This is a genomic window from Romboutsia sedimentorum (assembly GCF_030131845.1).
GTDB lineage: Bacteria > Bacillota > Clostridia > Peptostreptococcales > Peptostreptococcaceae > Romboutsia_D > Romboutsia_D sedimentorum.
In genome coordinates, this window is record NZ_JASKYM010000002.1 from 508,656 (window position 1) to 524,261 (window position 15,606).

General features: G+C 28.6%; 17 protein-coding genes. 13 read left to right on the forward strand and 4 right to left on the reverse strand.

Annotated elements, in window-relative coordinates; all coding sequences use genetic code 11:
- Positions 1-55 precede the first annotated feature (55 nt).
- Both QOZ84_RS07630 and QOZ84_RS07635 read right to left on the reverse strand, forming a co-directional pair.
- On the reverse strand, positions 56-1,165 hold the full coding sequence (locus tag QOZ84_RS07630; protein WP_284132358.1) for an ABC transporter ATP-binding protein: 1,110 nt from the start codon (positions 1,163-1,165) through the stop codon (positions 56-58).
- Between the two features lie 179 nt (positions 1,166-1,344).
- The gene (locus QOZ84_RS07635) at positions 1,345-2,136 is read right to left on the reverse strand and encodes a TIGR00266 family protein (protein WP_284132359.1); all 792 of its coding nucleotides are present in this window, start codon (positions 2,134-2,136) and stop codon (positions 1,345-1,347) included.
- A 191-nt stretch (positions 2,137-2,327) separates the two neighbouring features.
- Here QOZ84_RS07635 and QOZ84_RS07640 point away from each other — a divergent pair, with 191 nt between their 5' ends.
- The 6 genes from QOZ84_RS07640 to QOZ84_RS07665 all read left to right on the forward strand — a co-directional run bounded on the left by QOZ84_RS07640 (position 2,328) and on the right by QOZ84_RS07665 (position 9,204).
- A complete protein-coding gene (locus QOZ84_RS07640; RefSeq protein WP_284132360.1) occupies positions 2,328-2,876 on the forward strand; it encodes an NADH peroxidase in 549 nt (182 codons plus the stop codon).
- 192 nt (positions 2,877-3,068) lie between these two features.
- Positions 3,069-4,733 carry a glycoside hydrolase family 13 protein gene (locus tag QOZ84_RS07645; protein ID WP_284132361.1) on the forward strand — a complete coding sequence of 555 codons (1,665 nt, stop codon included), beginning with the start codon at positions 3,069-3,071 and terminating at the stop codon, positions 4,731-4,733.
- Positions 4,734-4,757: 24 nt separating this feature from the next.
- The gene (locus QOZ84_RS07650; RefSeq protein ID WP_284132362.1) at positions 4,758-6,416 is read left to right on the forward strand and encodes a PTS transporter subunit IIBC; all 1,659 of its coding nucleotides are present in this window, start codon (positions 4,758-4,760) and stop codon (positions 6,414-6,416) included.
- A gap of 2 nt (positions 6,417-6,418) precedes the next feature.
- Positions 6,419-7,210, forward strand: coding sequence for an endonuclease/exonuclease/phosphatase family protein (locus QOZ84_RS07655; protein WP_284132363.1), 792 nt, complete (start codon positions 6,419-6,421; stop codon positions 7,208-7,210).
- A gap of 187 nt (positions 7,211-7,397) precedes the next feature.
- Positions 7,398-8,285: a mechanosensitive ion channel family protein gene (locus QOZ84_RS07660; RefSeq protein WP_331496537.1), complete on the forward strand. Its 888-nt coding sequence runs from the start codon at positions 7,398-7,400 to the stop codon at positions 8,283-8,285.
- A gap of 301 nt (positions 8,286-8,586) precedes the next feature.
- Positions 8,587-9,204, forward strand: a complete 618-nt coding sequence (locus QOZ84_RS07665; protein WP_284132364.1) for a TVP38/TMEM64 family protein — start codon at positions 8,587-8,589, stop codon at positions 9,202-9,204.
- 84 nt (positions 9,205-9,288) lie between these two features.
- Here QOZ84_RS07665 and QOZ84_RS07670 read toward each other — a convergent pair whose 3' ends face one another.
- Together QOZ84_RS07670 and QOZ84_RS07675 are read right to left on the reverse strand one after the other, a co-directional pair.
- Positions 9,289-9,831, reverse strand: a complete 543-nt coding sequence (locus QOZ84_RS07670) for a metal-dependent hydrolase (RefSeq protein WP_284132365.1) — start codon at positions 9,829-9,831, stop codon at positions 9,289-9,291.
- 115 nt (positions 9,832-9,946) lie between these two features.
- Positions 9,947-10,645, reverse strand: coding sequence for a superoxide dismutase (locus QOZ84_RS07675; RefSeq protein ID WP_284132366.1), 699 nt, complete (start codon positions 10,643-10,645; stop codon positions 9,947-9,949).
- Between the two features lie 311 nt (positions 10,646-10,956).
- Here QOZ84_RS07675 and QOZ84_RS07680 point away from each other — a divergent pair, with 311 nt between their 5' ends.
- From QOZ84_RS07680 to QOZ84_RS07710, 7 genes are all read left to right on the forward strand, one after another.
- Positions 10,957-12,099, forward strand: a complete 1,143-nt coding sequence (locus tag QOZ84_RS07680) for a pyridoxal-phosphate-dependent aminotransferase family protein (RefSeq protein WP_284132367.1) — start codon at positions 10,957-10,959, stop codon at positions 12,097-12,099.
- A 12-nt stretch (positions 12,100-12,111) separates the two neighbouring features.
- A complete protein-coding gene (locus QOZ84_RS07685) occupies positions 12,112-12,639 on the forward strand; it encodes an ECF transporter S component (protein WP_284132368.1) in 528 nt (175 codons plus the stop codon).
- 93 nt (positions 12,640-12,732) lie between these two features.
- The gene (locus tag QOZ84_RS07690; protein ID WP_284132369.1) at positions 12,733-12,903 is read left to right on the forward strand and encodes a hypothetical protein; all 171 of its coding nucleotides are present in this window, start codon (positions 12,733-12,735) and stop codon (positions 12,901-12,903) included.
- A gap of 167 nt (positions 12,904-13,070) precedes the next feature.
- Complete coding sequence (locus QOZ84_RS07695; RefSeq protein WP_284132370.1) at positions 13,071-13,511, forward strand: asparagine synthase C-terminal domain-containing protein; 441 nt, start codon at positions 13,071-13,073, stop codon at positions 13,509-13,511.
- Positions 13,512-13,785: 274 nt separating this feature from the next.
- The gene (locus QOZ84_RS07700; RefSeq protein WP_284132371.1) at positions 13,786-14,364 is read left to right on the forward strand and encodes a TerD family protein; all 579 of its coding nucleotides are present in this window, start codon (positions 13,786-13,788) and stop codon (positions 14,362-14,364) included.
- Between the two features lie 21 nt (positions 14,365-14,385).
- Complete coding sequence (locus QOZ84_RS07705; protein ID WP_284132372.1) at positions 14,386-14,964, forward strand: TerD family protein; 579 nt, start codon at positions 14,386-14,388, stop codon at positions 14,962-14,964.
- 18 nt (positions 14,965-14,982) lie between these two features.
- Entirely contained in the window at positions 14,983-15,606 is a 624-nt protein-coding gene (locus tag QOZ84_RS07710) for a TerD family protein (RefSeq protein ID WP_284132373.1), read from the forward strand.

Genomic DNA, 15,606 nt, shown 5'->3' on the forward strand with positions numbered 1-15,606 from the left:
AATATGTATTTATATAAAATTTAAAAATAATATTGATTTTATATAAAAGATATCGCTATCTTATAGCTTGTTCAGTTTCTTTATCAAATACATGTATTCTATGTTTATCCATAGCAAGCTTTAAAGTATCTCCTATGTTCATTTTATATCTACCATCAAATCGAGCAGTTATACTTTGCTTACCAGCTTTTAAGTAAGCATAGATTTCAGCTCCCATAAGTTCGCCAAGTTCAACTGTAGCTTCAAAAGAACTATCTAAACTATTGTCAACAAAAACATCTTCTATGTGTATGTCCTCAGGTCTTATACCTAAAACAACTTCTTTACCTACATAGCCATTATCAATTAAAGCTCCACATTCACCTTTATTTAAAGTTATATCAAAGTTTTCACTCTTAGCATAGATTTCATTGTTTTTTTCAACTAAAGTAGCTTCAATAAAGTTCATTTGAGGAGCACCTATAAATCCAGCAACGAACATGTTGTTTGGCATATCGTATACCTCTTGTGGTGTAGCTATTTGCTGAACTATACCATCTTTCATAACAACTATCCTATCAGCCATAGTCATAGCTTCAACTTGGTCATGAGTTACATATATGAATGTAGTACCAAGAGATTTATGTAGCTTAGTTATTTCAGTTCTCATTGCTGTTCTAAGTTTTGCATCTAAGTTTGATAGTGGCTCATCCATTAAGAATACCTTAGGATTTCTAACTATTGCACGTCCAAGCGCAACCCTTTGTCTTTGTCCACCTGATAAAGCTTTAGGTTTTCTATTAAGTAAACTTTCTAAATCTAGAATTCTAGCAGCTTCTTTAACTTTTTTATCTATTTCATCTTTAGGCATTTTTCTAAGTTTAAGAGCAAATGCCATATTATCATATACTGATAAATGAGGGTATAGAGCATAGTTTTGGAAAACCATTGCTATATCTCTATCTTTAGGATCAACTTCATTTACAACTTTATCACCAATATATAGTTCACCTGAGCTTATTTCTTCAAGTCCAGCTATCATTCTTAAAGTAGTAGATTTACCACAACCAGATGGTCCAACTAAAACTACAAATTCTTTATCTTTAATATTTATATTTACATCTTTTACAGCATTAAACCCATTTGAATATGATTTACATATATTTTTTAAAATTACCTCTGACATGATTATTATCTCCTTTATTTTAAAGTGAATTATTAAATTAATAAGAGTTGCTTATTAACTTAATAATAATAGAAAAATGTTTTCCTGTGAATGTTTAAATTGACTAAAAGTTTTTAGTCAATTTAAACATTGTGTTAAAAAATAAAGAATTAATAGATAATAAGACTACTTTTAAAAAATTAATTTTCAAATAGATTACCCAAAGAACCTAATACACTGCCTTCACCTTTTTGACTTCCAGAAAGTTGAGGAGCTGAGGCAAATACTTTAGAAGCAAGTCTAGAAAATGGTAAACTTTGAATCCAAACATCACCAGGTCCTGTTAAAGTAGCAAAGAAGAATCCTTCTCCACCGAACAATGTATTTTTAACACCACCAACAAACTCAATATCATATTTAACATCCTTAGTCATTGCAACTAAACATCCAGTATCAACTTTTAACTTTTGCCCAGGTTTAAGTTCTTTCTTTATAATAGTACCACCTGCATGAATGAAACATAAGCCATCACCTTCAAGCTTTTGAAGAATAAATCCTTCACCACCAAAGAAGCCTGCTCCAAGTTTTCTCTTAAAATCTATACCAACGCTAACACCTTTAGCAGCGCATAAAAATGCATCTTTTTGACAAACTAGTTTACCTTCAACTTGTGATAAGTCAATCGGTATAATTTTACCAGGGTAAGGAGATGCAAAAGATACTGTTTCTTTTTCTATGCCATCATTTGTAAAAGCAGTCATAAAAAGACTCTCACCAGTTAAAACTCTTTTAGCCGCACCACCTAAAGCTCCAAATAAGCCAGAACCACCTTTTTTTGAACCGTCACCAAATATAGTTTCCATTGAAATATTTTGATCCATCATCATTAGAGCACCAGATTCAGCTATTACAGTTTCTTTTGGGTCTAATTCTATTTCTACAAACTGCATATCGTCACCGTGTAGTCTATAATCTAATTCATGAGCTTTCATAGATAATCCTCCTATTAAAATAAGTTATATTTATACAAAAGTATTATTACTATTTGTATAAATCTTTTAATTATTATATTAGATGAGGCTATAAAAGTCAAAATTTATAAATTTATGTTTAGGATATAAAACAGGTGGTATATATAAAAGTATAATCAAAAATTAAAATAGAAATTAGGAGGATTAAAATTATGAAAAAATTTGTTTGTACAGTATGTGGATATATACATGAGGGAGAAGTAGCACCAGATGTTTGTCCAGTGTGTAAGGTAGGGGCTGAAAAGTTTAATGAAATGAGTGGAGATATGATTTGGGCTGATGAGCATAGAATAGGTTGCGCTCAAGGTGTTGATGAGGATATATTAGAAGGATTAAGAGCTAACTTTACTGGAGAATGTACAGAAGTTGGAATGTACTTAGCTATGAGCCGTCAAGCAGATAGAGAAGGATATCCAGAAGTTGCAGAAGCTTACAAGAGAATAGCATTTGAAGAAGCAGAACATGCTGCTAAGTTTGCTGAATTATTAGGAGAAGTAGTTGTAGCTGATACTAAAGCTAATTTATCTGCAAGAGTTGAAGCTGAATATGGAGCAACTGAAGGAAAATTAAAAATAGCTAAAAGAGCTAAAGAATTAGGATTAGATGCTATACATGATACAGTTCATGAAATGTGTAAAGATGAAGCAAGACATGGTAAGGCATTCTTAGGATTATTACAAAGACATTTTGGAAAAAACTAATATAAATAAAAAAAGTTACCTTAGAATAAAAGGTAACTTTTTTATTTAAAAAAATCTAAAAACAAATAAAAAAATGTTGAAAACATTTTCATCAAGTGTTATATTCATATTAAGATAAATTTAAGTTGCCATAAAGGGCATAAATTTTTTTGATGATTGCGCAAACGGTTGCATATATTTAAGGAGGGTAATATGAAAAAAAAATGGTGGAAAGAAGCAGTTGCTTATCAAATATACCCACGTAGTTTTATGGATAATAATAATGATGGAATTGGGGACTTAAAAGGAATAATATCTAAGCTTGATTATTTGAAAAATTTAGGTATTGATGTAATATGGATATGCCCAATGTACAAATCTCCTAATGATGACAATGGATATGATATAAGTGATTATAAAGATATAATGAATGATTTTGGAAATATGGATGATTTTAATACATTGTTAAATGAAGTCCATAAAAGGAAAATGAGACTTATAATAGATTTAGTAGTAAACCATACAAGTGATGAACACCCTTGGTTTATAGAGTCAAAATCTTCAAAAGATAGCCTAAAAAGAGATTGGTATATTTGGAGAGATGGTAAAGATAACAAAGAGCCCAATAACTGGGAAAGTATATTCAAAGGTTCTGCATGGGAATATGATGAAAACACTAAACAATATTTCCTTCATTTATTTAGTAAAAAACAACCAGATTTAAATTGGAAAAATGAAGCAATGAGAAATGAAATATATAATATGATGAATTGGTGGCTAGAAAAAGGAATAGATGGATTTAGAGTAGATGCTATAAGTCATATAAACAAGGAAGATGGATTACTAAATATGGAAAATCCAGATGATTTGAAATATGTACCATCATTTGATAAGCATATGAATGTTGAAGGAATACATGAATATTTAAAAGAAATGAAAGAAAATACTTTTGATAAATATGACATAATGACTGTGGGAGAAGCTAATGGAGTAAAAGCGGATGAAGCTGATTTATGGGTTGGAGAAGAAAATGGGAAATTCGATATGTTATTTCAATTTGAGCATTTAGATTTATGGAATTGTGATAATGGAAAATCATTTAGTGTGCCTAAGTTAAAAGAAGTATGGAATAAATGGCAAACTAATTTAGCAAAAAATGGATGGAATGCACTTTATATAGAAAATCATGATGTAACAAGAATAGTATCATCTTGGGGAAATGATAAAAAATATTTAAATGAAAGTGCAAAAGCATTGGGATTAGTGTACTTTATGCACAAAGGAACACCTTTTATATATCAAGGTCAAGAAATAGGAATGACAGATGTTAAGTATGATAACATAAATGACTATGATGATATAAGAACAAAAAATGAGTATAAAGAATTAGTTGATTCTGGAATAGATAGCAAAGATGCTTTAAAAATAGTAGGATTGTCATCAAGAGATAATACACGTACACCGATGCAGTGGGATGGAAATTTAAATGCTGGGTTTAGTAAAGTTAATCCATGGATAAAGATAAATCCTAATTATATAAATATAAATGTAGAAAATCAGTTAGATGATAAAGACTCTATTTTAAATTTTTATAAACAAATGATAAAAATAAGAAAAGAAAATAAGTGTTTAATATATGGGGATTATAAGTTGATATTAGAATCAGATGAGAAAATATTTGCATATACAAGAATTTTAAAAAATGATAAGTTTTTAATAATATGTAATTTAAGTGATGATAAATCAAACTACGAATATAAAAAATTAAATTTAACTTATAATAATTTATTACTTTGTAATTATAAAATAAGTAATCATCAAAATACAACTAAGATAACCTTAAATCCATGGGAGTGTAGGCTTTATAAAATTATATAAATAACATGAAAAGAGGAAGACATTATGGGGAGACAATTAGGAAAGAAAAAATTAATATCATTTGATTTTTGGCAAAAATTTGGGAAAGCATTGTTAGTAGTTATAGCAGTTATGCCAGCAGCAGGTTTAATGGTATCTATAGGGAAATTAATAGGAATGTCATCAGATGCACATCTTGTAATGACAATCGCAAGAGTTGTAGAGGATATTGGTTGGGGTATAATTGGAAATTTACATATATTATTTGCAGTAGCTATAGGTGGATCATGGGCTAAGGACCGTGCAGGTGGATCATTTGCAGCATTAGTAGCATTTATATTAATAAATCGTATAACAGGAGCTATATTTGGAGTAAGTAGTGAGCTATTAGGAGATCCAAATGCAGTAGTAACTTCATTAACAGGAGCACAACTTTTAGTTAAAGATTATTTTATTTCGGTATTAGGATTGCCAGCTCTTAATATGGGAGTTTTTATAGGTATAATATCTGGTTTCTTAGGAGCTGTTTTATATAATAAATATTATAATTATAACAAGTTACCTCAAGCATTAGCATTCTTTAATGGAAAACGTTTCGTACCCTTTGTTGTTATATTAGGTTCAGTGGTAGCTGCAATAGCTTTATCAATAGTGTGGCCTTTTATACAAGGTGCGCTAAACTCATTTGGTATGTGGATAGCATCATCAAGAGATACTGCACCTGTATTTGCACCATTTGTATTTGGAACACTTGAAAGATTGTTATTACCATTTGGACTTCACCATATGATAACAGTACCTATGAACTATACTGAACTTGGTGGTGTGTATCAAATAGCAACAGGTGCAGCAGCAGGGACTGTAGTTGCAGGGCAAGATCCATTATGGTTAGCTTGGATAGCTGATTTAATAAACTTCAAAGGTGCAGGAAATATAGCATCTTATAATGAATTGTTAAGTACTATAACACCAGCTCGTTTTAAAGCTGGACAAGTTATATTATCAACTGCATCGCTTGCAGGTGTATCAATGGCAATGTACAAAAATGTTGATAATGATAAGATAAAAAAATATAAACCTATATTTATGTCAGCATTGCTTGCATGTTTTTTAACAGGTGTTACAGAGCCAATTGAATTTATGTTTATGTTTATATCTCCTGTTTTATACATAGCGTATGCTATACTTACAGGCTTAGCATTTGCACTTGCAGACTTAATAAACTTAAGAGTTCATGCTTTTGGATTTATTGAATTTTTAACTCGTACACCAATGTTAATAAAAGCAGGTCTAGGTATGGATTTAGTAAACTTTATTTTATCTTGTATAGCATTTTTTGGACTTGATTTTATGACTTTTAATTTCTTAATAAAGAAATTTGATATAGCAACTCCAGGAAGAAAAGGTAATTATATAGAAGAAAGTACAAGCGAATCATCAAATGCAAACTCTAGCATAGAAGGCGATGTATTATCTGGTGAAATAATAGAATTATTAGGTGGTGCTGATAATATAGAAGATGTTGATGCATGTATGACTCGTTTAAGAGTAACTGTAAAAGATAGATTATTAGTTAAAACTGAAAAAGATTGGAAAAAGACAGGAGCTATAGGACTTATATTAAAAGATAGGGGAGTTCAGGCGATATACGGTCCTAAAGCCGATGTTATAAAGTCAAATATAATAGACATGTTAGGAGTATAAAATTGAAATTATTAACACTTAATGTCCATTCATGGCAAGAGGAAAATCAATTAGAAAAGATAAGATACATAGCAAGTGTTATAAAAGAAAATGAATATGATGTTATAGCAATGCAAGAAGTTAGCCAATTAATAAGTGAAAAAATAGTATATGAAAATATTAAAAAAAATAACTTTGCATATTTACTTAACAAAGAACTAGAAAATCTAGGAATAAACAATTATAAAATTTTTTGGGATATTTCTCATATTGGATATGATTTGTATGAAGAGGGACTTTGCTTAATGACAAAGCTTCCTATAAAAGAGTGTAAAAGCTTTTATATATCTAAAAGTGAGGATATAAATTATTGGAAAAGTAGAAAAATAATAAAAATGAAAATTAATTACAATGGAACTTATATAAGCTTTTATTCGTGTCACCTTGGATGGTGGAAGGATGAAGACGAACCATTTGTATATCAATTTGACAATTTAAATAAAGATATAGAAAAAGAAGATCTGGCATTTATTATGGGTGATTTTAATAATAGTGCAACAATAAGAGAAGAAGGCTATGATTATATGATTAAAAAGGGTATGTTAGATACATATAGTTTGGCAAAAGAAAAAGATAATGGAATAAGTGTTAAAGGGAAAATAGCAGGATGGGATAAAAACAACGCGGATTTAAGACTAGATATAATACTTGCTAGTAAATCTGTAGATGTTCATTCATCAAATGTAATTTTTAATGGAAAAAATAAAAAAATCGTATCAGATCACTTTGGAGTTGACGTGAAAGTAAATATCTAACTGTATTAGGCTGTATGAGGGAATTTAAATATTAACCTTTATACAGCTTAAATTGTATTGAATGCTAAAAATTAAAATTTATGGGTATAATTTCAAATATCGCTTAATATAGACATAAAAATGAAAATAGTGTAATATAAACTAATAAAAAGTCGAATAATAAAAAGTAGTAAAGAGGTGATAGTACATGGCTGGTGAAAATATAACTGAAACTGTAAGCCAAGAAATTTCAAAGATGAGTAGAATGAGTCCAGAGTTGTTATTTGAAAAATTTATAGACTGGATTACTATAAATGGAGTTAAGCTATTGGTTGGTTTAATAATTATATCTATAGGTCTGAAAATAATAAAGAATGTTGTTAAACACTTTATAAAGTTTTTAGAGAAAAGAGATGTAGATGTAACACTAAGACGATTTTTACAATCACTTATATCGGGAGCTTTAAAGGCTGTACTGTTTATAGGAATATTAGGATATTGGGATGTGAAGCTTACAGGTCTTGCAGCGATAGTTGCTTCAGGAGGTGTGGCTATAGGTTTAGCACTTCAAGGAAGTTTATCTAACTTTGCAGGTGGATTTATAATCTTACTACTTAGACCTTTTAAAGTAGGAGATTATATAGAAACAGGGATTTATGGCGGAACTGTCGAGCAAATCGGATTATTTTATACTAATTTAGTTACAATAGATAATAAATTAATATTAATACCAAATGGAGCATTATCAAATGGTAGTTTAATAAATTATTCAGCTAAATCGCAGAGAAGAGTGGATTTAAGTTTTAGTGTAGGATATGAAAATAACTTACCTCATGTAAAAGAGGTATTAAAAGAGATAGTAGATAACCATCCATCCATATTTAAAGATCCAACACCGTTTGTTGGAGTAAACGCACATGGACCAAGTTCTATTGATTTTGTTGTTAGAGTTTGGTGTAAGTCAGAAGACTATTGGCCAATACATTTTGATTTATTAGAGACAGTTAAATTAAGATTTGATGAAGAAAACATAACTATACCATATCCTCAAATGGATTTACATGTAAGACGAAGTGATTTAATAGACAAGAAATAAGATTTTGATAAAGGACTAATAAGATATTAATATTTATATTAGTCCTTTTTATTATATTAAGTTATAAATATGCCAATAAAAGATTATTTTTAGGTATAAAAGCGTTAGAATTGGATATGAACTATATAGTATAAGCTATATAAAAATAAGTTTTAATTATAAAATAGACGTTAATAAGTATGATAATGAATAAATATAGAGAAATATTAAGAAGAATTAACAAATATTAAGAAAAATTAAGGAAAATATTAAGATAAATAATGTATACTTGAATTATAAAAAAATGAAGGAGATAAGGATAATGGAGTATATTAACGACATATATTATTTTGCAAAAGATTATTGGTTTCTTACAATGTTGGTAGGGGTACTGACATGCTTTATTGAAAGTTTTCTGCCTATATTGCCGTTAATAGCTATAGTGGGTGCAAATGCACTTTTACTTGGATTAGTTGGAGGAATCGTATTGTCTTGGGTAGGTTCTGGACTTGGAACAATAGCACTGTTTTTATTAGTAAGTAAATATAGTGATAACAAGCTATTTAATAAATTTAGAAATGAAAAAACAGAGAAACCTTTAAAATGGATGAAAAAGCAAGGATTTAAATTACTATTTTTTGCATATTCATGCCCTTTTATACCAGGTTTTTTAGTTACAGTAATGGCAGCTTTTTGTAAAAGAGATATAAAAAGTTTTGCACCAGCAATGCTAGCAGGGAAGTTTGTTATGTTTTTAGTAGTAAGTTATCCGGCAAGCGATATAAAGGGTTTTATAAGTAGCCCTTTAAAAATTATAATATTTATATCTTTAGTATTTTTATCTTGGAAAATAGGTAGTAAGGTAAATACAAATTTACAAGACAATAAATCTAATGACAAAGCAACTTGTATAGAAAATTGTGATGAACTACGTCAATAAATAAAACATACCTCTTAATTTAATTAAGAGGTATGTTTATTTTTAGAGCAAATATAAGTTGATAATAAATTATACTTACTTATTTTATATTTGAAATAATGTGTAAAACCTATATCCTAATAAAAATATAACTATAAAATTTAATGTTTTACAAATGAATCTTTCAATTTTAGAGCTTGTTTTTATAGGCAATAGAGAAAAATTTATAGAAATAGGATAAAAGATTTCTATTCCTTCTTTTGTTAATAAGTCTAGACATAAATGAGATGCGTATCCCACCAAAAAACCACTAGATAAACATAAAAAAACTACGTCATCACTAGTATACTTAGTAAGTGATTCTAGCAAAAAAATTAAAAATGATATAAAAATTAAACTGTGAGTGAATCCTCTGTGTTTAAACTTGGAACCGAAAAGTTTATAAATTATAGGATGCCTTTTGCTAATATATGAACCTTTCATATCTATGTCCGGAAATAAAGATCCTAAATATGAAAAATAGATATATACTGAAATTAAAATACATTTATATATGATATCATATTCATTTAAAAAATTGTTATTTAAAAAAGGAAGAGCTAAAAGTGCAAAAGTATAGCCTCCTTTTGTGTGAGTTTCTTTTACCATGAGTCCTCCTGAGATGATAAGGCTATAAATTAAGCGCTATGTTTTCTTAATTATATAGCAAATTATGTTATTTTTCAAAAAAATAAATATATAGTAGGAATAATAGCAATATTTTTTACTTAGCTAAATTTTTATAATTCTCTTCAGCTTTATTCCAATTTATTATGTTAAACCATTTATCTATATAAGAAGCTCGATTATTTTTATAAGATAAATAATAAGCATGTTCCCATAAATCGATTCCTATGATAGGCTTAAGGTTTAAAGTAATAGGGCTATCTTGATTAGCTGTAGTAATTATGGATAAGTTGCCACTATCATTAGAAACAAGCCATGTCCATCCAGAACCAAAAACATTTAAGCTAGCTTTTTTAAAAGCATCTTTAAAGTTATCAAATGATCCGAAATCTTCAATTATAGCTTTCTTTAGATTACCAGATAAGGTTGTTTGATTAGGTGTCATAATATCAAAGAAAAACTCATGATTATAAACCCCACCACCGTTATTTTTTATAGTTTTATAAATTTCACTAGGTAAACAATCTAAACATGTAAGTAAATCATAAATACTCGACGAATAAAGATCAGGGTATCCCTTTATGGCTTCATTGAACTTATCTAAATAAGATTTATAATGTTTATCATGATGTAGTACCATAGTTTCTTTATCAATATAGGGTTCTAGTGCATCATATGCATAAGGCAATGGTTTTAATTTTTTAGGTGTATATTGTGGGTCCATTGCAAAACTACTTGAAACATTAGAAAAAATAAATATAGTTAATAAAGATAATACTAATAATTTTTGTTTCATAAAATCACCTCAAATATATTATGCTTATTATTTAATAAAAAAATCATGGGAATTTAAAAAAATATATATAAACCTTGACAATTTATTTGTTATGATATATAGTAATATAAACGTTTAAAAAATAATAACTATTATATACCAAGAGAGCCTTCTATATTTTATATAGAAGGCTCTTTGTTTTTGAATAATATAAAAAATGATACTTGTAAATGTAAAATGTATCGGTACAATTTGTTAATTTCCCTAAATTGTACAGCATTTAATATAAATGAGATACAATGTTTTTGAGAATATATAAAGGGGGATTAATAATGAATAATAAGATTGTGTATACACCGGGACCAACAAGTGTTAGAGAAAATGTAAGACTAGCTAGGTCAAACAAAACTACTAATCCTGATATTGATAAAGATTTTTTTGATTTTTATAAAAAAACATGTGATAATATCGCAAAAATAATAAAAACTAAAAATGATGTGTATATATTAAGTGGAGAAGGTATATTAGGACTTGAATCAGCCTGTGCTTCTTTAACTGAAAAAGGGGATAGAGTATTAGTTATAGATAATGGTGTATTTGGTAGGGGATTCAAAGATTTTGTAAGCCTGTATGGGGGAGATGCTGTACTTTTTAGTAAAGAGCATACAAAGGATATAGATGTAAATGAACTGAAAGATTTCCTAGAAAAAGATAATGATTTTAAATATGCAACAATAGTTCATTGCGATACACCTACAGGTGTTCTTAACAATTTGAGTGAAATTTGTCCATTGTTAAAAAAATATAATATATTAACTATAGTTGACTCAGTTGCAGCTATGGGTGGAGAAGAATTTAAAGTAGATGAATGGGAAATAGATATAGCTTTAGGAGGTTCTCAAAAGGCAATATCTGCACCAGCAGGACTTACTATAGTAAGTGTGAGTGAAGATGCCAAAAAATCTATTAAATTAAGAAAAAGCAATGTTATTGGGTTTTATTGCAACTTAGGAATATGGGAAAATTATTATGACAAAAATAGCTTTCCATACACAATGCCTATAAGTGACATATTAGGACTAGGAAAAGCGATTGATAATATAATAGATGAAAAAATAGAAAATGTACTAGATAGACATAAAAAAATAGCAAGTGCAACAAGAAAAGCATTAAAAGAATACGGTTTAGATTTATTTTTAACAAAGGGATACTCTAGTACAGTAACGGCAATAAAAATACCTAAAAATATAGGAGCGTTGAAGTTATCAAATTATATGTTAGAAAAACATAATACACTTGTAGCTACTTCTTTAGGGGAATATAAGGAAGATATTTTGAGAATAGGTCATATGGGTGAAAATGCAAGGTTAGAAAAGATTATAAATATTTTAAATACAATAGACCAAAGCTTAAAACAACTAGGATTTAATAGTAATAAAAATTTAGTTGAGCTATTTAATAAATTTTATGAATAAGGAGGATGAATTATGCAAGCGGTAGCTAAAAGTAAAAAAAATATTACTAGAGACTTAGTAGAGACAGCTTTGCTTATAGCGTTAGTATTTATAGCAACTAGATTTATAAATATAAGATTACCTATAGCATCAAGTGGAGGATTAGTACACTTGGGCAATACAATGCTTTTTATATCAGCAATAGTATTTGGCAAAAAAAAGGGAGCCATTGCAGGTGGATTTGGAATGGCATTATTTGATTTATTGTCTGAATGGGCAATATGGGCACCTTTTACATTTATAGTAAGAGGTGTTATGGGATATATAATAGGAAGTATAGCTTGGTCTAATGATAAAAATGGGAATAGTAAAATAGCTAACATAGTAGGTATAACTATATCTGGTATATGGATGATATTTGGGTATTATATAACTGAGGTTATTTTATATGGAAATCATATAAAGGCTATTGCATCTATACCGGGAAATATAACGCAAATAGTTATAGGTCTTGTAATTGGAGTTCCAGCTGCAAAAGTTTTAAAAAGATACATTAAATAAAATAAAAAATAAACAATATAGGTAAAAATTATAAAGTTTAAAAATTCTATAAAAACATATCCTAAACTTAGAGACTAAGAAAGGGTGATAAATATGAAGCAATCTAAAAAGTACAAAGAGTATAAAAATGATTCTATACAAAACTTAGTTAATCATGCTCAAGGAGATAAAGAATTAGCTTCTCAGTATGAAGAGGGTCAAGAGATTAATAAAAAATTAGGAAAGAACAAGAAAGAAATAACAACTAGAAATAATATGTATTAAATATAAAAAGTGCAATACTTGATTTGTGAAGTATTGCACTTTTTATATTTAATTAATTAAAACTAAATTTTAGGCGTAGCATGTATAGACATATATATAATATGAGAAAAACAATAGATAACATAAAAATAGGAGGAATATAAAATATATGTAAGGAATATAACAGTGTGAAATCTATATTAAATATGCCAAAAGGTATTCAAAATATATTATCAAAGATATATGACCAAGCAAAAGTAAATAATTATGATTATGTAAATACTATGCAGCATGTAGATATAAACAGTTGGCTTGAATGTGACATATTACAAAAAGCAGATAAAACATCAATGGCGCAGTCAATAGAATTGAGAGTTCCTTTTTTAGATAGAGAAGTTTTAGAAATAGCTAAAAATTTAAAATTAAATCAAAAAATTAGTGATTCTAATACCAAGGTACTTCTAAGAGAAGCATTTAAAGATATACTACCACAGCATATGGTTCAAAAAAAGAAACTAGGTTTTCCAATTCCAATAAGAGTATGGCTAAAGCAAGATTTAGGAGAAGTTGTTAGAAATACCATAAATGATCCGCAAGTAGATAATATTATAATAAAAAATATCCTATAAATCTATTAGATGAGCATATAAAAAATAATTGTGATAACTCTACAAAAATATGGTTTATATACTGTTTTGTTTATGGTATCAAATATTTATAGAACAACAAAAAATAAACTATTAACAGTTGAAAAGTATAGCATTAGCTATATTTTTTTTATAAAAAACATAAAGTATTTACAAATAAGCTTCAATTTAAGTATAACTTTGAAATACATATAAAAAATGATATAATAATATTAAATGAAAGTTATAAAATAAAGAAGTAATGGAGGAATATATTATGGGCATAACATTAGCTAAAGGTCAAAGGGTAGATTTAACAAAATCAAATCCAGGGCTTAAAAATATAATAATAGGGTTAGGATGGGATACTAATAAATACGATGGTGGTAATGACTTTGATTTAGATACTACAGCATTTTTATTAGGCGAAAATGGAAAAACAACTAGCGATGGAGACTTCATATTTTATAATAACTTAAAGCATTCTTCAGGTTGTATAGAGCATCTAGGTGATAACAGAACTGGAGAAGGTGATGGAGATGATGAGCAAATGCTAGTAAATTTATCATTAGTACCATCAAATATAACTAAATTAGCATTTACAACTACAATACATGAAGCTATGGAAAGAAGACAAAATTTTGGACAAGTAAGCAATTCATATATAAGAGTATTTAACAAAGAGACAAATGAAGAATTAATAAGATATGAATTAGGGGAAGACTTTAGTATAGAAACAGCAGTAGTGATAGCTGAGATATATAAGCATAATGGTGAGTGGAAGTTTAATGCATCAGGAGCTGGCTTTGAAGGCGGTTTAGTAGCTCTATGTAACAACTTCGGTATAAATATATAATTAATTTATGGAGGAGAAAGTATGGCTATAACATTAAAAAAAGGTCAAAAGATAGATCTAACAAAAGGAAACCCTGGTCTTAAAAATATAAAATTAGGATTAGGATGGGATACTAATTCCTTTGATAGTGGACATGATTATGATTTAGATGTTAGTATTTTTATGGTAGGAGAGTCTCAAAGAGTAGAAAGAGATGAAGATTTCATATTTTATAACAATCTAAAACATATCTCAGGTTGTATAGAACACTTAGGTGATAATAGAACTGGAGAAGGGGATGGAGATGATGAAGAAATATTAGTAGATTTTTCATTAGTTCCAAAACACATACAAAAGATGGCAGTTTCTGTAACTATACATGAAGCTAAAGAGAGAAGACAAAATTTTGGACAAGTAAGTAATTCTTATGTAAGAGTTATGAATGATGAAGATAAATCTGAGATATTAAGATATGATCTTGGAGAAGAATTTAGTATAGAAACAGCAATAGTAGTTTGTGAACTATATAAATACAATGGAGAATGGAAATTTAGCGCAGTAGGTTCTGGATTTGAAGGTGGACTAGAGTCACTTTGCACAAACTATGGGCTAAGTGTTTAAAAAATAGGAGGGAATATTATGGCTATTAACTTACAAAAAGGTCAAAAGATAGATTTAAGAAAGTCAAACCCAGGACTAAGCTCCATAATGATAGGCTTAGGATGGGACCCAGTTAAATCAGGAGGAGGATTCCTTAAGTCTTTAATGGGAGGAAACCAAGAGGTAGATTGTGATGCATCTGTGTTTATGATAAATAATCAAGGTAAGTTAGAGAGTAATAAAGACTTGATATACTTTGGAAACTTAAAAAGTGAAAATAATGCAGTAATTCATACTGGTGATAATGTTACGGGAGATGGAGCAGGAGATGACGAGCAAATATTAGTTGATTTAGATAAAGTTCCAGCTCATGTAAGTAAATTATTATTTGTAGTAAATATATATAATTGTGTAGCTAGAAAACAACATTTTGGCATGATAAAAAATGCATTTATAAGAGTTGTTGATAAGACTACTAAAAAAGAAGTTGCTAGATATAATTTAAGTGATGATTACTCAACAAAAACTGCTTTAGTGGTTGGGACTATATATAGACAAGGTAATTCTTGGCAATTTAGCGCAGTAGGGGAAGGAACTAACGACACTTGTTTAAAAGATGTTGTAGAAAACCTAGCGAGAATAGAATGCGCATATGGGGTATAA